At 71.4% G+C, this 17,462-nt stretch carries 21 protein-coding genes and 1 pseudogene; 9 read left to right on the forward strand and 13 right to left on the reverse strand.

Translation table 11 applies throughout. From position 1 onward, the window contains the following. Window positions 1-224: 224 nt before the first annotated feature. From OVA32_RS05190 to OVA32_RS05210, 5 genes and pseudogenes are all read right to left on the reverse strand, one after another. Window positions 225-641, reverse strand: a pseudogene (locus tag OVA32_RS05190) (phosphatidylinositol kinase); the annotation flags it as partial. After that, a complete protein-coding gene (locus OVA32_RS05195) occupies window positions 637-1,791 on the reverse strand; it encodes a glycerate kinase (RefSeq protein ID WP_134416956.1) in 1,155 nt (384 codons plus the stop codon). The pseudogene OVA32_RS05190 and the gene OVA32_RS05195, both read right to left, overlap by 5 nt. Window positions 1,792-1,820: 29 nt before the next feature. Beyond that, window positions 1,821-2,762, reverse strand: coding sequence for a GntP family permease (locus tag OVA32_RS05200; protein WP_242821290.1), 942 nt, complete (start codon window positions 2,760-2,762; stop codon window positions 1,821-1,823). Then, the gene (locus OVA32_RS05205) at window positions 2,759-2,902 is read right to left on the reverse strand and encodes a hypothetical protein (protein ID WP_225348956.1); all 144 of its coding nucleotides are present in this window, start codon (window positions 2,900-2,902) and stop codon (window positions 2,759-2,761) included. Before OVA32_RS05205 ends, OVA32_RS05200 begins: the two co-directional genes overlap by 4 nt. A 174-nt stretch (window positions 2,903-3,076) precedes the next feature. Further along, window positions 3,077-4,420, reverse strand: a complete 1,344-nt coding sequence (locus tag OVA32_RS05210; protein WP_095354206.1) for an IS256-like element ISMlu11 family transposase — start codon at window positions 4,418-4,420, stop codon at window positions 3,077-3,079. Between the two features lie 127 nt (window positions 4,421-4,547). On the opposite strand from OVA32_RS05210, the gene OVA32_RS05215 reads away from it, so the two are divergent. From OVA32_RS05215 to OVA32_RS05225, 3 genes are read left to right on the forward strand one after another with little or no spacing between them, the layout of a single operon-like run. Further along, window positions 4,548-4,808: a type II toxin-antitoxin system Phd/YefM family antitoxin gene (locus OVA32_RS05215; protein WP_134416753.1), complete on the forward strand. Its 261-nt coding sequence runs from the start codon at window positions 4,548-4,550 to the stop codon at window positions 4,806-4,808. Then, window positions 4,809-5,063 (forward strand): Txe/YoeB family addiction module toxin, encoded by a 255-nt coding sequence (locus tag OVA32_RS05220; protein WP_134416751.1) that lies wholly within the window; start codon window positions 4,809-4,811, stop codon window positions 5,061-5,063. A gap of 1 nt (window position 5,064) precedes the next feature. Then, the gene (locus tag OVA32_RS05225; protein WP_134416749.1) at window positions 5,065-5,631 is read left to right on the forward strand and encodes a mismatch-specific DNA-glycosylase; all 567 of its coding nucleotides are present in this window, start codon (window positions 5,065-5,067) and stop codon (window positions 5,629-5,631) included. 43 nt (window positions 5,632-5,674) lie between these two features. On the opposite strand, the gene OVA32_RS05230 is transcribed toward OVA32_RS05225, so the two are convergent. The 7 genes from OVA32_RS05230 to OVA32_RS05260 are packed head-to-tail and all read right to left on the reverse strand — an operon-like array spanning window position 5,675 to window position 11,396. Then, a complete protein-coding gene (locus tag OVA32_RS05230) occupies window positions 5,675-6,457 on the reverse strand; it encodes an SCO1664 family protein (RefSeq protein WP_134416747.1) in 783 nt (260 codons plus the stop codon). Continuing rightward, on the reverse strand, window positions 6,457-6,999 hold the full coding sequence (locus OVA32_RS05235; RefSeq protein WP_134416745.1) for a DUF3090 domain-containing protein: 543 nt from the start codon (window positions 6,997-6,999) through the stop codon (window positions 6,457-6,459). Before OVA32_RS05235 ends, OVA32_RS05230 begins: the two co-directional genes overlap by 1 nt. Beyond that, a complete protein-coding gene (locus tag OVA32_RS05240) occupies window positions 6,996-7,733 on the reverse strand; it encodes a histidine phosphatase family protein (protein WP_205521335.1) in 738 nt (245 codons plus the stop codon). The genes OVA32_RS05235 and OVA32_RS05240 overlap by 4 nt, the downstream gene beginning before the upstream one ends. 31 nt (window positions 7,734-7,764) lie before the next feature. Further along, window positions 7,765-8,154 carry a hypothetical protein gene (locus OVA32_RS05245; protein ID WP_163721241.1) on the reverse strand — a complete coding sequence of 130 codons (390 nt, stop codon included), beginning with the start codon at window positions 8,152-8,154 and terminating at the stop codon, window positions 7,765-7,767. Further along, complete coding sequence (locus tag OVA32_RS05250; protein WP_163721243.1) at window positions 8,151-9,557, reverse strand: Dyp-type peroxidase; 1,407 nt, start codon at window positions 9,555-9,557, stop codon at window positions 8,151-8,153. The genes OVA32_RS05245 and OVA32_RS05250 overlap by 4 nt, the downstream gene beginning before the upstream one ends. Before the next feature lies 1 nt (window position 9,558). Next, window positions 9,559-10,254 (reverse strand): hypothetical protein, encoded by a 696-nt coding sequence (locus OVA32_RS05255; RefSeq protein ID WP_163721245.1) that lies wholly within the window; start codon window positions 10,252-10,254, stop codon window positions 9,559-9,561. A 53-nt stretch (window positions 10,255-10,307) separates the two neighbouring features. Beyond that, window positions 10,308-11,396, reverse strand: coding sequence for a catalase family protein (locus OVA32_RS05260; RefSeq protein WP_172717669.1), 1,089 nt, complete (start codon window positions 11,394-11,396; stop codon window positions 10,308-10,310). A 210-nt stretch (window positions 11,397-11,606) separates the two neighbouring features. Here OVA32_RS05260 and OVA32_RS05265 point away from each other — a divergent pair, with 210 nt between their 5' ends. The 4 genes from OVA32_RS05265 (at window position 11,607) to OVA32_RS05280 (ending at window position 15,947) form a co-directional block, all read left to right on the forward strand. Continuing rightward, window positions 11,607-13,259 (forward strand): ABC-F family ATP-binding cassette domain-containing protein, encoded by a 1,653-nt coding sequence (locus OVA32_RS05265; RefSeq protein ID WP_163721247.1) that lies wholly within the window; start codon window positions 11,607-11,609, stop codon window positions 13,257-13,259. A 114-nt stretch (window positions 13,260-13,373) separates the two neighbouring features. Further along, window positions 13,374-14,057, forward strand: a complete 684-nt coding sequence (locus OVA32_RS05270; RefSeq protein WP_163721249.1) for a type 1 glutamine amidotransferase domain-containing protein — start codon at window positions 13,374-13,376, stop codon at window positions 14,055-14,057. Between the two features lie 46 nt (window positions 14,058-14,103). Further along, entirely contained in the window at window positions 14,104-15,114 is a 1,011-nt protein-coding gene (locus OVA32_RS05275; RefSeq protein WP_163721251.1) for an NADP-dependent oxidoreductase, read from the forward strand. Window positions 15,115-15,140: 26 nt separating this feature from the next. Continuing rightward, a complete protein-coding gene (locus OVA32_RS05280) occupies window positions 15,141-15,947 on the forward strand; it encodes an alpha/beta fold hydrolase (protein WP_225348578.1) in 807 nt (268 codons plus the stop codon). A 31-nt stretch (window positions 15,948-15,978) separates the two neighbouring features. Here OVA32_RS05280 and OVA32_RS05285 read toward each other — a convergent pair whose 3' ends face one another. Then, window positions 15,979-16,470 carry a MarR family winged helix-turn-helix transcriptional regulator gene (locus OVA32_RS05285; RefSeq protein WP_063190263.1) on the reverse strand — a complete coding sequence of 164 codons (492 nt, stop codon included), beginning with the start codon at window positions 16,468-16,470 and terminating at the stop codon, window positions 15,979-15,981. A 111-nt stretch (window positions 16,471-16,581) separates the two neighbouring features. Between OVA32_RS05285 and OVA32_RS05290 the strand changes: the two genes are divergently transcribed. Beyond that, a complete protein-coding gene (locus tag OVA32_RS05290; RefSeq protein ID WP_002855232.1) occupies window positions 16,582-17,001 on the forward strand; it encodes an organic hydroperoxide resistance protein in 420 nt (139 codons plus the stop codon). Continuing rightward, on the forward strand, window positions 17,001-17,426 hold the full coding sequence (locus OVA32_RS05295) for a hypothetical protein (protein WP_210078913.1): 426 nt from the start codon (window positions 17,001-17,003) through the stop codon (window positions 17,424-17,426). Before OVA32_RS05290 ends, OVA32_RS05295 begins: the two co-directional genes overlap by 1 nt. Window positions 17,427-17,462: the final 36 nt, after the last annotated feature.

The raw sequence follows: 17,462 nt of genomic DNA on the forward strand, positions 1-17,462 counted from the left end.
AGTTAGTAACGGACGCACGCGTTGCGACGGCTGCGCCATCCCGCCCGGTCGGCTTTTATGCCACGGGCGTAGCTTCCATCCGACTAAGTCCGAGGTGCTCTGTCCCTCCTGGCTCACAACTATGGAACGCCGCAGGGGAGTCGGCTCGTCTTGAGTCACGTGATTGGCGACGGACGCGGTGACCCTCGGCATTCCTTGCCCGCCTTGCTCACGGGCTCGCCACCTCAGAACAGCGGCCAAGGCACCGCCGGCGTCAGCCCGCTCGGGGCAAGGAGAATCCCGTCGTCGAGCAACCGGGCACAGGGTTCGGCCAAGGCTTCGACTTCCTCGGCGCCGCGTAACCCCGCCAGCCCCCGCCCCAGTTCACCGCCGAGCCCCGGGCCTACCCGGCCGACGCCGTCGCGCTCCTCCTCACTCAGCTCCTCACCGATCCATCCCCACAGCACGGTCCGGAGCTTGTTCTCCACATCGAAGGTCAGCCCGTGGCCCACGCCGTGGCGGTGCCCGACGCGCATGGGGACGATGTGCGCGCCCTTGCGGTCGGCGTTGCTGACGATCACGTCGAACACCGCCCTGCGGCGCAGCGCCGCCGCGTCCTCGCGGGCCAGGACGAGGCCCTGCCCGTCCTCGCCGTCCTCACCGTGTGAGGTCGGCGGGGAAGCAGGCCATCACCAGTCGCCCGACGTCGCGGGCGGTCGCGGTCAGGTCCTCTGCCGTACGGCGGATCGCTGTCGCCAAGTCCTGGGGGCCGCGGCCAATGGGCACGATCGCGGTGATGCCCTCGTCGTAGAGGGTGTCCGCGTCCTGTCCCACGGAGCCGGCGAGGACGATCACCGGGATCGCGCGGCCTGCTGTGCGCACGGCCTGGGCCACGCCGATCGGCACCTTCCCGGCCAAGGACTGGCCGTCAATGCGCCCCTCTCCGGTGATGACGAGGTCAGCGGTCTTCACGAGGTCGTGGAAACCCGCCGTCTCGAGGACGACGTCGATACCCGGCTTCAAGGTGGCTCCAATGAAGGCGTGCAGGCCACCGGCGAGACCCCCTGCTGCTCCCGCACCGGGGAGCGCGTCGATCGCGACCCCGAGGTCTCGCTCGACGATGCCCGCGAGATGGACCAGTCCGGTATCCAGGCTCGCCACTGATGCAGGATCCGCCCCCTTCTGGGGGCCGAACACGTGGGCTGCACCCTGCGATCCCGTGAGGGGGTTGCTGATGTCGCACATCACCTCCACGTCGACGTCGCGGAGCCGGTCTCGTGCCGGGGCGGAGTCGATCCGCGCGATCCGGGTGAGGGTGTCGCCGGTCGGGATGAACTCCTCGCCCGCAGCGTCGAGGAACCGGACGCCGAGGGCTGCGGCAGCGCCCGTGCCGCCGTCTGTCGTGGCGCTCCCGCCGGCCCCGACGATGACTCTGCGCGCGCCAGCGGACACGGCGTCGAGGATCTGCTCGCCGATCCCGAACGTCGTCGCCCGTCCCGTGTCCTCGCGTCCGGAGGTGAGAGGGAGCCCGGCACATGAGGCGGTCTCCACCACCGCCACGTCTGGGTCGATCAGTCCGTAGTGGACAGACACGCGTTCGCCGTAGAACACCCCGCAGACTGTCGCGGATCGCAAAACGCCCCCTGCGGCAGCCACGAAGGCCTCGACGGTGCCCTCCCCGCCGTCGGCGATGGGCACCACGAGGACCTCGGCGTCGGTGACCGACGCGAGACCCGCCGCGATCGCGGAGCCCGCCTCCCGCGACGACAGGGCCCCCTTGAACGAGTCTGGGATGACGATGATGCGCTGCACGCGTGGATCTCCTAGGTCAGGTGACGGGGTCAGATGAGGACGAGGCCGAGGATCCAGATGAACACGATGGAGGTGAGCCCCATCAGGAGCGTGACCATCGTCTGGGTGCGGTAACCCTGCGAGGGCGTCATGCCGCTGAAGTTGGTGACCACCCAGAAGTACGAGTCGTTGGCGTGGGAGACGGTCATGGCCCCGGCCGCAATGGCCATGACCACGAGCGCGCTGGCCACCGGGGTCTCGAAGCCCAGTGCAGGCATCATCGGGAAGACCATGGCCGACGTGGTCGTGAGGGCCACTGTGGAGGAGCCCTGCGCGGTCTTCAGGACGGCGGAGACGAGGAAGGGGAAGAACAGTCCGATGACCGACAACTGTGCAGCGTTGCTCTCGATGAAGGTGACGAGGTCGGTGGTGGCGATGACGCGCCCCAGCACACCGCCGGCCGCCGTGATGAACAGAATGGGGCCGACGACCCGGAGGGTCTCCTCCGTCAGGTCGTAGAACGTCTCGCCACGGCGCACGCTGAACAGCAGGCCGACTGCGCAGAGAGTGCCGACGGCGAGCGCGATCATCGGCGTGCCGAGGAATCGGGCGAAGTCACCCGCGGGGCCGGTCCACTTCAGGACGGATGCGAGCGAGCCGAGAGCCATGAGCAGGATGGGGGCGATGATGGGCGCGAAGGACGCAGCCGTCCCAGGCATCCGCCCGTAGGACCGGCGAAGCGCGTCGTAGGCCGCCTCCAGCTCGTCCGCATCCTCCGTGCCGATCTCCTCAGGGGCGGTCACCCGCTTGCCGATGTAGAGGGCGTACAGGTACGCGACGAGGAGTGCGGGGATCGAGACGACGACGCCGAGGCCGATCACCAGCAGGAGGTGGTCGCCGATGCCGAGGTTCTGGGCGGCTGCGATGGGCCCCGGGGTCGGCGGGATGAAGACGTGCGAGGTGTACAGACCTGCCGCCAGGGCCACGGTCATCGCCACGGGTGACGCCCCGGTGCGACGGGCCAGGGCCTTACGGAGCGCTTGTCGACGACCATGATCGAGAGGAAGGGGTGGATCTTCCATCTGGAGATCATGACGATCATCAGGGCGATGGCCAGGATGAAGACGAGCAAGAACGGTATTCCAGTCATCGGGAGTCCTTTGTGCGGCACGGGATTCCAGCCAGAGTAGGACCGATGGGACTTCAGCGGCGATGTTCTGGCGAACAGGGTTCGGCCGTCTCGATGGTCCTCTGCATCCCGCAAGGTGTCGGCGGGCGTGTCAACTTGTCTGTGTAAGCGGGGTGGTCACAGGTAGGGGTTGATCCGGTCGGGGTAGGCCGCGGCGAGCTGGGCGAGGGCCTGCTTCCAGTTCGTGACGGCCTGGCCTTCGACGAGCCGGCCCTGGGCTTTGCGCTGGCCGGCGGGTTTGCCCCGGTCCCGAGCGCGTTCGGCGGCGCGTTTGTCTTCGATGTTGCAGATCGCCAGCCAGAGCAGCTTCACCGCCGCCTCGGTCGAGGGGAAGTGGCCGCGGTTCTTGGTCACCTTCCGTAGCTGGAAGTTCAGCGACTCGATGCTGTTGGTCGTGTAGATGACCTTGCGGAGCATGGGTGGGAACTGCAGGAACGGGATGAACCGCTCCCAGGAGTTCGCCCAGGTCGCGGCTGCAGACGGGTACTTCGTGCCGAGCTCGGAGGCCTCGAACTCGGCCAGCGCCTTCCTCGCGGTCTCTTCGTTGGGGGCGGTGTAGATCGGCTTCAGCGCGGCGGCGACCTTCTTGCGGTCCTGGTAGGCCACGAACCGCATCGCGGCCCGGATCAGGTGAACCACGCAGGTCTGGACCATCGAGTCCGGCCACGTCGCCTCGACCGCCTCCGGCAGGCCCTTGAGCCCGTCGCAGCAGACGATCAGCACGTCCTGCACGCCCCGGTTGGCGAGATCGGCGCAGACGTGGGCCCAGAACGCCGAGCCCTCGGTGTCCTGGACCCAGATCCCCAGCACGTGCTTGATGCCCTCGAGGTCCACGCCGACGGCGATGTAGGCGGCACGGTTGAGGACCTGGCTGTTCTCTCGGATCTTGATCCGGATTGCGTCGAGATAGATCACCGGATAGAACTCCTCCAGCGGCCGCGACTGCCACGCCAGGACCTCTTCGCTCACGGCGTCGGTGATGTTGGAGATCGTCTCGTGCGACAGGTCCGTGCCGATCGTGGAGGCCAGGTGGTGCTGGATGTCCCGGATCGTCATTCCGCCGGCATAGAGGCTGATGATCATGTCATCCAGGCCCCCGAGGCGCCGCTGGCCCTTGGGCACCAGGCGCGGGGTGAACGACCCGCCCCGGTCTCGCGGGACGTCCAGCTCGATCGGCCCGACCTCGGACTCCACGGTCTTCGGGGTGGTCCCGTTGCGGGAGTTGGCGTGCTTCAGCGCCTCGCTCGAGCCCTTCTCGTAGCCCAGATGGCTGGTCAGCTCGGCCTGCAGGCCCCGCTCGAGCGCGGCCTTGACCAGCGCGGGCACGAACCCGCCGTCACCGGTGAGCTCGACGCCGCCCGCGTCGATCTGCGCGAATAGGGAATCAAGCTGCCCTGAGGCTTTCAGCTGCTCGACCAGGTCCTGGCCCGAGGGCTCGCCTGGGTTCTTCTCGTCGATCATGGTCATGATTCTTACCGTTCCTCTCGGTACGGCTTACACAGACCATCTGACACGCCCGTGTCGGCTGAGTTCCACCTCACCGACTGGTACCATAAGCAGGTACCGCGACGCGCCTGAGGAGGCCCCCATGTCCATCAGTGCCAGTGAAGCCCGCAAGACCCTGTTCCCGCTCATCGAGCGAGTGAATGCGGACCGCGAGGTCGTGGAGATCGTCTCCCGCAAGGGGAATGCCGTCCTCATGCCCGCGGACGAGTACGCCGCCTGGCAGGAGACCGCCTACCTGTTCCGCTCCCCGGCCAACGCCCGCCGGCTGCTGGACGCCTACGAGCGCGCCCGCGCAGGGAGCGTCGAGGAGCACGCTCTGGACCGCATGGACGGGGACGCCTGAGTGCGCCTCGTGTGGGACCGCTCGGCCTGGGAGGACTACACGCACTGGCAGACCACGGACCGCAAGGTCCTCAAGCGGATCAACACCCTCATCGACGCCGCCCTGCGTGATCCCTTCGACGGGATCGGCAAGCCCGAGCAGCTGAAGTACGGCGCGCCCGGGGCATGGTCCCGACGCATCACGGAGGAGCACAGGCTCGTCTACCTCGTCGACGGCGAGGACCTGATCATCCTCCAGGTGAGGTATCACTACTGACATGCGCTTCACCCAGGCCGAGCTCCAGCAGTTCCGCGACCGCACCGTCCCCGACCTGCTGCCGGACCCGCTGCGGCTGCTGTTCATCGGCATCAACCCCGGCCTGTGGACCGCCGCCACCGGAGCGCACTTCGCCCGCCGCGGCAACCGCTTCTACCCGGCCCTGCACCGCGCCGGGCTCACCCGGCACCTGATCGACGCCTCCGACGGCTACAAGGCCGAGGACCTCGCCGAGCTGCACGCCCGCGGCATCGGGATCTCCAACCTCGTCCCGCGGGCCTCCGCCCGCGCCGACGAGCTCACCGCGGAGGAGCTCGCCGCCGCCCCCGCCCGCCTGGACGCGCTCGTGGCCGCGCACGCGCCGGCCGTCGTCGCCGTGTTGGGGGTGACGGCCTACCGGCAGGCGTTCGGACGCCCGAAGGCGGCGCTGGGGGAGCAGCAGACGCCGTGGCCGGGCACGCGGCTGTTCGTGGCGCCGAACCCCAGCGGGCTCAACGCCCACGCCACCGTGGACTCGCTCGCCGCGGACTACCGTGCGGCCGGTGCCGCGGCGGGGCTCGTGGACTGAGTGCACCCGCCGTCCCTGCGGCCGCGCTGACGCCTCGGGCCCGTCAGAACAGCGGCCAGGGGACGGCCGGCGTCAGCCCGCTCGGGGCAGGGAACCGTCCGTCGTCGAGCAAGCCAGCGCAACGATCCGCAAGGGCACCGATCTCCTCGGCATTGAGCAGCTCAGCCAGCTTGCGCCCCAGCTCACCCTCGAGCCCCTCGAGAACGCGCCCCACGCCGTCGCGCTCCTCCTCGCTCAGGGCCTCACCGAGCCATCCCCACAGCATGGTCCGCAGCTTGTCCTCCACGTGGAAGGTGAGCCCGTGGTCCACGCCGTACCGGTGACCGCCGGGCATGGCGAGGATGTGGGCGCCCTTGCGGTCGGCGTTGTTGACGATCACGTCGAACACCGCCATGCGGCGCAGCGCCGCCGAGTCCTCGTGGGCCAGGACCAGCCGATTCCCGTCCTCGTCCTCACCCTCCAGGATCGTGAGCCACCCCGAGGCTGGCACCTGATCCGCCGGGAACAGGTCCACGGCGTCCTGCTCAGGGTCCTGCTCCTGCCAGAGCTGCACCATGCCCTCGCCGAACGGGCCATCGCGCAGCCACGTGTGCGGCACGATGTCCCACCCCAGTGCCTCAGACACCAGGTGCGCGGCCACCTCGCGGCGGGCCAGGGTTTCGGCGGGGAAGTCCCACAGCGGGGCCTCGCCGACCACCGGCTTGTAGACCACCGGGGTGTCACCGATCGCGCCGAGGAACGTGGCGTTGGACGCCGTCGTGATGCGGCCGGTGAGCATCAGCTCCCCGGACACCAGCTCGCCGGCGGGCACGTCCGCGGCGCTCATCAGGAGTCGGGGAGGGTGCAGTCGTGGCCGTCGGGGTCGATGGGCTGGCCGCAGTCCGAGCAGACCGGACGGCCGGCGTCCACGACCTCCCGGGTGCGCCGGGCGAACGCCCGGGCGGCGCCGACGGGCATGCGCACGCGCACGGCCTCGGCGTCCGCCTCGGGCGCCGGGTCGGCGTCGTCGTCGGAGAGGGGGTGCGCGTCGATGAGCACCTGCGCGGTGGTGGGGTCCCAGCCCAGGCCGATGGCCCCCACCCGGAACCACTCCTGCACCGGGTCCAGCGGATCGTTGTCCACGAGTTCCACGGGCGTGCTGGCCGGGACGCTGTGCGGGTTGCCCTCCAGCGCCATGAGATCGTCGAGGATCTCGTCGATCATCTCCGCCATCAGGGCCGACTGCTGCTTCTCCAGGGCCAGGCTCACCAGCCGGGGCCCGGTGCGCACCTGCAGGTAGAACGTGCGGGCTCCGGGACGCCCGAGCGTCCCGATCACGACGCGATCCGGCCAGTCGAACTCATGGGCGGGGGCAGGTGCATCAGTCATGCCACGATCCTAGGCGTCTGCTTGTCCACTGCACCGGTGCCCGTGCCTGCGCCCGTGCCCGCGCCGCCGCCCACCGGGGCGTCGTCGGACGGGCCGAGGGTCGCCAGCCAGGACAGGTCCCCGGCGTCGGTGTTGGTGGCCCAGACCCGCGGGCGGCTCGGACCGTAGCTCACGATGGACACGGAGGCGGGCCCCACCTCGATCCGCTGGAACAGATCCAGGTGCGTGCCGAGCGCATCGGCCAGGATCGACTTGATGACGTCCCCGTGGCTCACCGCCACCCACACCGCCCCGGGCCCGTGCTCGGCCTCGACCGCGGCGTCGTGCCGGCGGATCGCCGCCACCGCGCGGGCCTGCATGCCCGCCATGGACTCCCCGCCGGGGAAGACGACGGCGGACGGCTGGGTCTGCACCGTCGCCCACAGGGGCTCGGTGGCCAGGTCGCTGAGCGCGCGTCCCTGCCACTGGCCGTAGTCGCACTCGGTGAGGTCGTCGTCGACCAGCGAGGGCACCGTCCCCGGCTGGCGATCGAGGAGGGCGCGGGCCGTCTGCGCGCACCGCTCCAGGGGACTGGCCACCACCGCGGCCACGGGCACGGCCGCGATCCGATCCGCGGTGCGGGCCGCCTGCTCCCGTCCGTGGTCGTCCAGGCTGACCCCGGGGGTGCGGCCCGCCAGCAGTCCGGTCGCGTTGGCCGTGGTGCGGCCGTGCCGCACGAGAAGTACCGTCGCCATCACTCCAGCCTACTCACGGGGCGCGAGCGCCTCAGCGGGACGGGTCACGGGGCAGGGGAGTCCACCGCAGGGTGAGGCCCTCGACGGCGGCCAGCGCCGCGTGGGCGTCGTCGGCGGCGTCCTCCAGCCCGTCCGCCACGTCTTCACCGGCCGAGGTGAGCAGCAGGACGGCGTGGTCGTCCGCGCCGGGCTGCTCGCCCGGGTCGGCACGCCAGCCGCCCCTGCCCCGGACGCCGTCCTCGTCCCCGGGCAGGGAGCTCAGCCACGCGGCGGCGGCCCGGGCCGCCCCGGAGCCGACGACGTCCAGCCGCAGGGTCGCGGGGGAGCCGTCGTTGCCCGGCGGGGTGCCCCACAGCCAGTCGAGGTCCACCTGCCACGGCAGGGCGCCTGCGGGGCCGCCCGGGGACGGAGGCTGCATCATGCCTCGGCGTCCGACTGCTCGGAGGTCCAGCCCGCCTCACCGATCCACCGCAGGGCGTTGAGCGAGGGCATGAAGAGGTACTCGCCCCCGGCCATCCGGTTGAAGGTGGTGATGCCGTTGATGCGCTTGCGAGCCGGCTCGGCGGGGATGGTGAACTGCCCCTCCGTGGGGTCGTCCTCGTGCAGACCGACGATCGGATCCCGCTCGGAGCCGAGGTCGACGAAGTTGCCGCCGTTGATCCACTCCTGCTGCATGAACTCGATCGTGTCGAAGGCCCGGGCGCTGATGAAGATGAAGTAGATCCCGCGGTCCTCCTTCGCGTCGTCGGCCGAGCTCACCTCCGGCGACCACCCGGGACCGAAGGTCGAGGAGCGCCGGATGATCCGCTTGATGTTCACGTCCGTCATGATCGACAGGTCGCTGTCCCGCGGGTTGAGGCGACGCATGTGGCTGGAGTGCGGGCACATCAGGCCCTTCGGGTCGTCCTCGAAGGTGAAGTCGTTGCGCCGCTCCGGGTCGTTGCCCAGCTCCTCGTCGTCGTGGTCCGGGGAGAGCACCAGCGGGGCGCCGCTGCGCCACCGGCCGAACATCTTCGCGGCGATCCGGTGCTGCTCCTCCGGGTCCGGGCTCTGCGAGGCCAGGTACTCGTTGAAGGCGCCCACCCGACTGGCGAACTTGCGCAGCACCACGTAGGTCCCGTTGCGGCCCAGCACATCCGGCTGCGGCACGGCCAGCGGGGAGCCGGTCTCGCTGTTCTCGCCCAGGATGAACTCGCCGGCGGAGATGGAGCGCTCCTGGCCCGGCTGTGGCCGCACCCCGCTGCCGGCCACCGTCGGCTGCGAGATGGAGTCCCGGAAGCCGAAGGGGTTCTTGTTCAGCTCGTCGACCCCGAACCGGTGGGTGGCCACCAGGGTCACTCCGGTGGAGTGCTCCAGCACCTTCTCCGCCTGGTCCAGGGCGGCGTCCAGGGCGTCGGCGTCGGCCGCGTAGATCGTCAGCGCGATGTGACAGGCGTCCTGGGTGAACGCCTCGTCCCAGTGCTCCGGGGCGTTCGGCCCGGTGTCCATGAGCTGCTGAGCGCGGGCGGCCATCCCCTGCTGGTAGGGCAGCGGGAAGCTGGCCAGGGAGTCCTCGGGCAGCCCCAGGGCGCGCAGGCCGGCATAGCTGATCGCCACGCCGGTCCAGGACTGCAGGTCGTCGGCCCAGTCCTGCGCGGAGGTCACGTACTCGGTCAGGCGACGGACGAAGTCCCGACCGCCTTCGGCCTCCTCCACGGTCAGCATGGCGTGGGCGCCGACGTAGGGCTCAGGCCGCGACCGCAGCACCAGGCCCTGGATGTCGTCCAGGTCCAGCTCGACCCGCTCCCGATCGAAACGTTCCTTCAGGTCCTTGAGCACGCCCATCTCAGTAATCCACCGCCTCGGGGGTGGAGATCGTGTCGGTGAGCTGCTTCAGGGCGGCCGCGGTGTCCTCGTCCAGGTCGGTGCGCCCGGCCATCTGGTCCAGGAAGGTGTTCACCGCGTCCTCGGTGCGCTGCAGTCGACGCGTGTCCACCACGGTGACCTGCGGGTTCGCCACGAACCACCCGGAGGCGGTGATCTGGTGCTCGGCGATGAAGTCCTTCACGGCCGGGCTGTCGATGCCCGGCCACCCCTCCACGTTCTGGAAGAGGAGGTCCATCAGCTCGGGGATCTTGGTGGCGAAGTCGTTGATGTACGCATCCCAGTCGCCGTCGTAGGCCGTGGCGAAGAGGATCCGGGTGTTGTCGTCGAAGAAGACGAAGCGCATGTCGTGCAGCGTGGACACGCGCTGGGCGCCGTCCATGTTGCCGCGGGTCAGGTCGAAGATGCGCTGCAGCCGTTCGGCGCCGCCCGGCTTGAGGCGGGCGATCGCGGTCAGCTCCGAGACCTTGCCCGAGCGCATCCCCACGCGGCCGGCGGAGTCGGCCGTGCCGGACAGGTCCGGGTTGTGCTCGCGGATCATCGCCTCGAGGGCGATCTTGGCCAGCGTGGGGGCGTCCTGGGCGACGTCCTCGACGGCGCGCTTGACGGCGTCGAGACGGCTCTCGTCCTGGAGCCGGGGGTCTGAGCGGTCAGTCATGAGGTCCTCCTTCGAGAATCCTTTGGGGTGAATGGTGAGGGGTGGGGCCGGGATCAGTCCGGGATGTCGTCGAGCGACGACGGCTCGGGGGCCGGGCGGTCGTTGAACTCGTGGCGGAAGCGAGTGGACTGCTCATAGGCGCGCTTGCGGACGCGCATGATGGAGCCCAACGGCTGGTGCTCGACCACGCCGTTCCAGGGGTTGAAGGTGAGGGCGTCGTCGCCGTAGACGCGGCGGGGATGGCTGTAGCTCTCCTGCGCCTCGATGCGCAGGGTGGCGACGGGCTGGTGCGGGGCCTCCTCCTCGTCCCACAGGACGGAGGCGTCCTCCACCGGCATGCGCTCCGGGTCGGTCGCCAGCTGCGCCCGCAGGACGTACTCTGCGCTCTCACGCGAGAAGAAGTCGGCGACGATCTCGCTGATCGAGGAGAAGTCCTCCACCTTCATGTCCTGACCGGTCAGGGCGCGCACGTTCTCGGACGCTGGGGCCAGCGAGATCTTCGCGACGTGGTCCCCGTAGCGCAGGGCGCCCTGGGTGAAGTACGTCTCGCCGAGGACGTGGGCGTTGTCCCGCCCCAGGCCCTCCAGGGTGGCGCTGGGGGTCCCCCCGACGGTCTCCACCGCACCCCGGACCACGCGCGCGGCGCCCGTCGTCAGGCGCTGCAGCAGCTCGGGGGACTGGGAGTTCTTCTCCAGCAGGCTCAGCATCTCCTTGTAGCGGGCCACGGTGCCGAAGGCGAGCGTCGGGAAGTTCACCATGAGGAAGTCCTGATTGTGGCTGTCCAGATCCGGCAGCAGCCGCTTGCCCTCCACCCCCAGCACCTTCAAGGCCCAGCCCCGCGGGGCGGGAGTGCGGTCGGTGTGGATGTCCCCGGGTGCGGAGGAGAGCCGCGCCACCGCCTCGTAGGTGCCCGGACGGGCGAAGATGCCCTGCGCCAGCTCGGGAGCCAGGCCCTCGTGCACCTCCAGCGTGGCCTTGAGGACGGCGTGGCTTTTGGCGTGGGCGTCGCGGTGGGCGTGCTTGTGCTCTCCCGCCGCGCGGCGCTGTGCCGCGCCCATCTGGGCCAGGATCTCGCGGGTCAGGTCCTCCTCGCGGTCGACCGAATGCTCGATGTCGGGCGTGTACTTCACCGGTTCAGTCATCAGTGCTCTGCCTTCCCTCTCTGGAGCGCCGTGTGCGCCGCGCGGAGCCGCGCACCTGACCCTGGCGACGCTATGACTCTCCCCCTGTCAGGGCAAGGAAGGAAGCGCGCCGCAGATCCGGGAGTCGGGGCCCGGGGGCGGTGCCCCGGGGGATCTGTGACAGTGTGGCGGTGACCCGCCCCAGGGAAGCGCACCCGAGCCAGGAGAAGCATGACCGCCACCCTCGTCGCCTCCGGCCTGGCCGGCGGCCACGGCCATCGCACGCTGTTCGACGCGCTCGACCTCACCGTCGCGCCGGGGGACGTCGTCGGCGTCGTGGGGGCCAACGGCGCGGGCAAGTCCACGCTGCTGCGCATCCTCGGCGGGGACCTGGCCCCGCAGGCCGGCACCGTGTCCCTCGCCCCCTCGGACGCCTTCGTCGGCTGGCTCCCGCAGGAGCACGAGCGCGTGTCGGGGGAGACGGTGGCCGGGTACATCGCCCGCCGCACCGGCTGCGCCGAGGCCACCCGCGAGATGGACGCCTCTGCCGAGGCACTGGCCGACCCGGACGTCACCGACGCCGCCGCGGACCGCTACAACACCGCCCTCACCCGCTGGCTGGCCTCCGGCGCCGCGGACCTGGAGGAGCGCATCCCCGCCGTCCTGGCCGACCTCGGTCTGGACCTCTCCGCCTCCCCGGAACAGGTCCTCATGACCTCCCTCTCCGGTGGGCAGGCCGCCCGCGTGGGCCTGGCCGCGCTGCTGCTCTCCCGCTTCGACGTCGTGCTCCTGGACGAGCCCACCAACGACCTGGACCTGGACGGTCTGCAGCGGCTGGAGGCGTTCGTGCAGGAGCTGCGCGGCGGCGTCGTGCTGGTGAGCCACGACCGCGAGTTCCTGGCCCGCTGCGTCACCCGTGTCCTCGAGCTCGACCTCGCCCAGCACAGCAACCACGTGTACGGCGGCGGCTACGAGGCCTACCTGGAGGAGCGCGCCACGCTCCGCCGGCAGGCCCGGGAGAAGTACGAGGAGTTCGCCGAGCAGAAGCAGGACCTCGTCTCCCGCGCCCGCACCCAGCGGGAGTGGTCCAGCCAGGGCGTGCGCAACGCGATGAAGAAGTCCCCGGACAACGACAAGCTGCGCCGCAAGGCCAACAGTGAGTCGAGCGAGAAGCAGGCCCAGAAGGTCCGGCAGATGGAGAGCCGCATCGCGCGCCTGGAGGAGGTGGAGGAGCCGCGCAAGGAGTGGAGGCTGGAGTTCACCATCGGTGCGGCGCCGCGCTCCAGCTCGGTGGTCGCCACCCTCAACGACGCCGTGTTCCGGCAGGGCGGCTTCACGCTCGGCCCGGTGTCCCTCCAGGTGAACGCGGGGGAGCGGATCGGCATCACCGGGCCCAACGGGGCCGGCAAGTCCACCCTGCTGCGCGGGCTGCTGGGCCGCCAGGCCCCGGACGAGGGCATGGCCGCCCTGGGGTCCAGCGTGCAGATCGGGGAGATCGACCAGGCGCGCTCGCTGCTGGTCGGGACCGTCCCGCTCGCCGCGGCCGTCGAGGCGCTCGTGCCCGAGATGGCCTCCGGGGAGGTGCGCACCCTGCTGGCCAAGTTCGGCCTCAGGGCCGACCACGTGAACCGCCCCGTGGACGAGCTCTCGCCCGGCGAGCGCACCCGGGCATCCCTGGCCCTGCTCCAGGCCCGCGGGGTGAACGTCCTGGTGCTCGACGAGCCCACCAACCACCTGGACCTGGAGGCCATCGAGCAGCTCGAACAGGCCCTGGAGACCTATGAGGGCGCCCTGCTGCTCGTCACCCACGACCGCCGCATGCTGGACACCGTCCGCACCGACCGCCGCTGGCAGGTCCAGGACGGGCGGGTGACGGAGCGCTGATGTCCTGGGCGCGGCGGCCGCGGCGTGAGGCCGGTGGGCACCGTCACCCTTGCCCGAGATTCGGTTGCGTACGACCATGAGAGTGCAGTCCCCACCGACGAAAGGGCCCCAGACATGTCCCGCATCCTGATGATCCTCACCTCGCACGACCAGCTGGGCGACACCGGCCGCAAGACCGGGTTCTGGCTCGAGGAGTTCGCCTCGCCCTACTACGTCTTCACGGACGCCGGCCACGAGGTCACCCTCGCCTCGCCCCGCGGCGGCCAGCCGCCCATCGATCCGACGAGCTCGCAGCCGGAGATGCAGACCGAGGCCACCCGCCGGTTCGACCAGGACGAGGAGGCCAAGGCCGCCCTGGCCCACACCACGCCCCTGGCCCGGGTGGACGTGGACGGGTTCGACGCCGTCTTCTACCCGGGCGGTCACGGCCCGCTGTGGGACCTGGTGTCCGACGCCGACTCCACGCGGATCATCCTCGACAGCGACGCGGCCGGGCGCCCGCTCGGCCTCGTCTGCCACGCGCCCGGGATCCTGCACCCGATCACCGCGGCCGACGGCACCCCGTTCGTGCGCGGCCGTCAGGTCGCCGGGTTCACCAACGGCGAGGAGGAGGCCGCCCAGCTGACGGACGTCGTCCCGTTCCTCGTCGAGGACGCGCTGATCGCCGCCGACGCGGACTACCGCAAGGGCCCGGACGGGGAGAGCTTCGTGGTCACGGACGGCACCCTGGTGACCGGTCAGAACCCGGCCTCCTCCGCCGACGCCGCCCGCCGCGTCCTCGACCTGCTCGCGCGCTGACCCCCCTCCGCCGAGCCCACCACTTCGACCCCGAGGAGACCACTCGATGAGCACCCCCACCCACACGCGCGAGATCCACCTCGCCTCCCGCCCCCACGGCGCCCCGACGCCGGAGAACTTCCGCCTCACCGAGGTCGAGCTCCCCGAGCTCACCGAGGGCCAGGTCCTCGTGCGCAACACCGTGATGTCCGTGGACCCGTACATGCGCGGCCGCATGAACGACGTCGAGTCCTACGTGCCCCCGTTCCAGCTCGACGCCCCCCTCGACGGCGGCGCGGTGGGCACCGTGATCGCTTCGCGCCACGCGGACGTGCCGGAGGGCACGTCCGTGCTCCACGGCCTCGGCTGGCGCGAGCACGCCGTCCTCGACGGCGACACCGTCCAGGCCGTGGACACCTCCCAGTTCTCGGACAGCACCTACCTGGGCGTGCTGGGCATGACGGGTCTGACCGCCTACACCGGCCTCGTGCACGTGGCCGAGATGCAGGAGGGCGACGCCGTCTTCATCTCGGGCGCCGCGGGGGCCGTCGGCTCGGTCGCCGGCCAGATCGCCCGCCTCCTGGGCGCCTCGCGCGTCGTCGGCTCGGCCGGCACGCCCGAGAAGGTGGCGTGGGTGAAGGAGCTGGGCTTCGACGCCGCGTTCAACTACCACGACGGCTCGCCCACGGACCTGCTGGCCGAGGCCGCGCCGGAGGGGATCGACGTCTACTTCGACAACGTGGGCGGCGACCACCTCGAGGCCGCCATCGCCGCGATGCGGGTCGACGGCCGCGTGGCGATGTGCGGTGCGATCGCCCAGTACAACTCGACGGAGCCGCCGGCGGCCCCGCGCAACCTCGCCCTGGCGATCGGCAAGCGGCTGACCCTGCGCGGCTTCGTCCTGCAGAAGTACGCGGCGCAGGTCCGTCCCGAGTTCCTCGAGCGCGTGGGCCCGTGGGTCGCCGACGGGAAGATCCAGTGGGACGAGACCGTCCGGGAGGGTCTGGAGAACGCGCCCCAGGCGTTCATCGACCTGCTCGAGGGCGCCAACACGGGGAAGATGGTCGTCCGGCTGTGACGAGCGACGGCGCACTCGGGGGCGGCATGGCCACCTTCCGGCATCAGGGCCTGACCTTCGATGTCCGCGACGGCGGGCCGGCCGAGGGGGAGGTGGTCCTGCTGCTGCACGGCTTCCCGCAGGACGCCACGTCCTGGAGGCACGTCGAGCCGCTGCTGCACGCCGCGGGGCTGCGCACCCTCGCGCCGGACCAGCGCGGCTACTCCCCGGGGGCCGCGCCGCGGGCGACGGCGGCCTACCGCCTCCCGGCGCTCGTGGGGGACGCCGTCGCGCTGGCGGACGCGGCGGGGGCGCGGCGCGTCCACGTCGTCGGCCATGACTGGGGCGGCGCCGTCGCCTGGGCGCTGGCCACCGCCCACCCCGAGCGCGTCGCGTCCCTGACCGTCCTGTCCACGCCGCACCCGGCCGCCCTGGCCCGCGCCCTGCGCGGCCCGGACCAGCTGCGCCGCAGCTGGTACATCGCCGCCTTCCAGGCACCGTCCCTCCCCGAACGGATCCTCGCGCGACGGCTGGGCTCCCTGCTGCAGCGGGGGCAGGTCCCCGGGGCGGAGCACTACACCCGCCGGTTCTCCACCCCGCAGAGCCTGCGCGGTCCGGTGAACTGGTATCGGGCGAACCCGGATCTGGTGACCACCACGCGCAGCGCGCCCGTGTCGGTCCCCACCACGTACGTGTGGGGCACCCGGGACGCGGCCCTGGGGCCGCGGGCCGCCGAGCTCACGGCCGGGCAGGTGGCGGGGGAGTACCGGTTCGTGAAGCTCGACGCGGACCACTGGCTACCCGAGCGCGAGGCGGACGCCGTCGCCCGGGCGATCCTGGACCGGGTGCGCTGACCCGCGCTCCGCGCGGGCCGCTCCCGCCGTCTCAGCGCGGCCCGGCGGCCTCGGTGATCCGGTTCAGCAGGTCCATGAGGACCTGGCGCTCGGTGGTGTCGAGGGGGATCCGGGTGAGGGCGTCCACCGGGACCGTCCGGGCGGACGCCCGCAGCGCCCGCCCCTCGTCCGTCAGCCGGACCAGCACGCGTCGCTCGTCGTGGACGTCGCGCTCCCGCGTGACGAGCCCCATGCCGGCCAGGCGCCGCACCAGGGGTGTGATCGTCCCGTTGTCCATGCCGAGCCGGTCCCGCAGCGCGCCGACCCCCAGCGCGCCGGCGGCGTCCGACGTCGACGCCTCCGTCTCGGCCGAGGCGTCACTCTCCGCCTGCCACAGGGTGAGCATCACGAGGTACTGCGGGTAGGTGAGGCCGAGGCGGGAGAGCAGGGGGCCGTAGCCGCGCGTGACGGCGCGCGTCGCCCGGTGCAGGGCGAAGCAGAGCTGGTCCTCGAGGGCGAGGCTGGGGGTCGGCGCGGCATCCATGGGAGCGATTCTAGTGGTCGCTGGGGAGCGACTTGGTTGCGCGCGACCTAGCCGGGTGGCAGGCTGGAGCCGACTCGTCCCGCACGGGGCGGGCGGATGAAAGGACCTCCCATGGAGACCATCTACACCGCCGAGGCGCTCAGCACCGGCGCCGGCCGCGACGGCCATGTCCGCACCACCGACGGGCGGGTCGACCTCGACCTCGCCGTGCCCACCGAAATGGGCGGCTCCGGCCAGGGCACCAACCCCGAGCAGCTGTTCGCCGCCGGCTACGCCGCGTGCTTCCACTCGGCCCTGCAGATGGTCGCCCGTGCCTCCCGTGCCGACATCACCGACTCCTCCGTCGGCGCGCGCGTGGGCATCGGCCGCCAGGGTGAGGGCTTCGGCCTGGAGGTCACCCTCGAGGTCGTGCTCCCCAATGTCCCCGCGGATCAGGCCCGCGCCCTCATGGAGCAGGCGCATCAGGTGTGCCCCTATTCGAACGCCACCCGGGGCAACATCGACGTCGTCCTCGAGCTCGGGGAGGCGTGATGACGAAGCACCGGCAGTCCGTCCCCCTCTCCCAGACCGCCGCCCGCCTCGGCCTCGGCGGGTTCATGACCGCCGCGGGGCTGTCCCACCTCACCGTGGCACGCCGTGAGTTCCGCGCCCAGGTGCCCTCGTGGGTCCCGCTCCCGGCGGACCTCGTGGTGCTCGGATCCGGCGTGGCCGAGATCGGCCTCGGGGCCGCTCTGCTGGCGCTCCCCGGGCAGCGCCGCCTGACCGGCACCGCCCTGGCGGCCTTCTACACCGCGATCTACCCCGGGAACATCGGGCAGTACGCCGAGCGCAAGGACGGCTTCGGGCTGGACACCGATGGCCGCCGCCTGGCGCGGCTGTTCGGCCAGCCCGCCCTCATCGCGGCCGCCCTGTGGGCCGCGGGAATCCCCGAGCGGGAGCAGGGCGGGCGCCGCTGACGCCGTCGCCGGTCCTGCGGCCCTGGGCCGGCTCCG

This window comes from Micrococcus sp. SL257, from assembly GCF_026625585.1.
GTDB classification, from domain to species: domain Bacteria; phylum Actinomycetota; class Actinomycetes; order Actinomycetales; family Micrococcaceae; genus Micrococcus; species Micrococcus luteus.

Coding starts and splice junctions, on each gene's coding strand:
- OVA32_RS05200 (WP_242821290.1), bottom strand. CDS start 2,762: ATGACCGTGGCCCTGGCGGCAGGTCTGTACACCTCGCACGTCTTCATC.
- OVA32_RS05210 (WP_095354206.1), bottom strand. CDS start 4,420: ATGATCGACGAGAAGAACCCAGGCGAGCCCTCGGGCCAGGACCTGGTC.
- OVA32_RS05215 (WP_134416753.1), top strand. CDS start 4,548: ATGTCCATCAGTGCCAGTGAAGCCCGCAAGACCCTGTTCCCGCTCATC.
- OVA32_RS05225 (WP_134416749.1), top strand. CDS start 5,065: ATGCGCTTCACCCAGGCCGAGCTCCAGCAGTTCCGCGACCGCACCGTC.
- OVA32_RS05230 (WP_134416747.1), bottom strand. CDS start 6,457: ATGAGCGCCGCGGACGTGCCCGCCGGCGAGCTGGTGTCCGGGGAGCTG.
- OVA32_RS05235 (WP_134416745.1), bottom strand. CDS start 6,999: ATGACTGATGCACCTGCCCCCGCCCATGAGTTCGACTGGCCGGATCGC.
- OVA32_RS05240 (WP_205521335.1), bottom strand. CDS start 7,733: ATGGCGACGGTACTTCTCGTGCGGCACGGCCGCACCACGGCCAACGCG.
- OVA32_RS05245 (WP_163721241.1), bottom strand. CDS start 8,154: ATGATGCAGCCTCCGTCCCCGGGCGGCCCCGCAGGCGCCCTGCCGTGG.
- OVA32_RS05250 (WP_163721243.1), bottom strand. CDS start 9,557: ATGGGCGTGCTCAAGGACCTGAAGGAACGTTTCGATCGGGAGCGGGTC.
- OVA32_RS05255 (WP_163721245.1), bottom strand. CDS start 10,254: ATGACTGACCGCTCAGACCCCCGGCTCCAGGACGAGAGCCGTCTCGAC.
- OVA32_RS05260 (WP_172717669.1), bottom strand. CDS start 11,396: ATGACTGAACCGGTGAAGTACACGCCCGACATCGAGCATTCGGTCGAC.
- OVA32_RS05265 (WP_163721247.1), top strand. CDS start 11,607: ATGACCGCCACCCTCGTCGCCTCCGGCCTGGCCGGCGGCCACGGCCAT.
- OVA32_RS05270 (WP_163721249.1), top strand. CDS start 13,374: ATGTCCCGCATCCTGATGATCCTCACCTCGCACGACCAGCTGGGCGAC.
- OVA32_RS05275 (WP_163721251.1), top strand. CDS start 14,104: ATGAGCACCCCCACCCACACGCGCGAGATCCACCTCGCCTCCCGCCCC.
- OVA32_RS05280 (WP_225348578.1), top strand. CDS start 15,141: ATGGCCACCTTCCGGCATCAGGGCCTGACCTTCGATGTCCGCGACGGC.
- OVA32_RS05285 (WP_063190263.1), bottom strand. CDS start 16,470: ATGGATGCCGCGCCGACCCCCAGCCTCGCCCTCGAGGACCAGCTCTGC.
- OVA32_RS05290 (WP_002855232.1), top strand. CDS start 16,582: ATGGAGACCATCTACACCGCCGAGGCGCTCAGCACCGGCGCCGGCCGC.
- OVA32_RS05295 (WP_210078913.1), top strand. CDS start 17,001: ATGACGAAGCACCGGCAGTCCGTCCCCCTCTCCCAGACCGCCGCCCGC.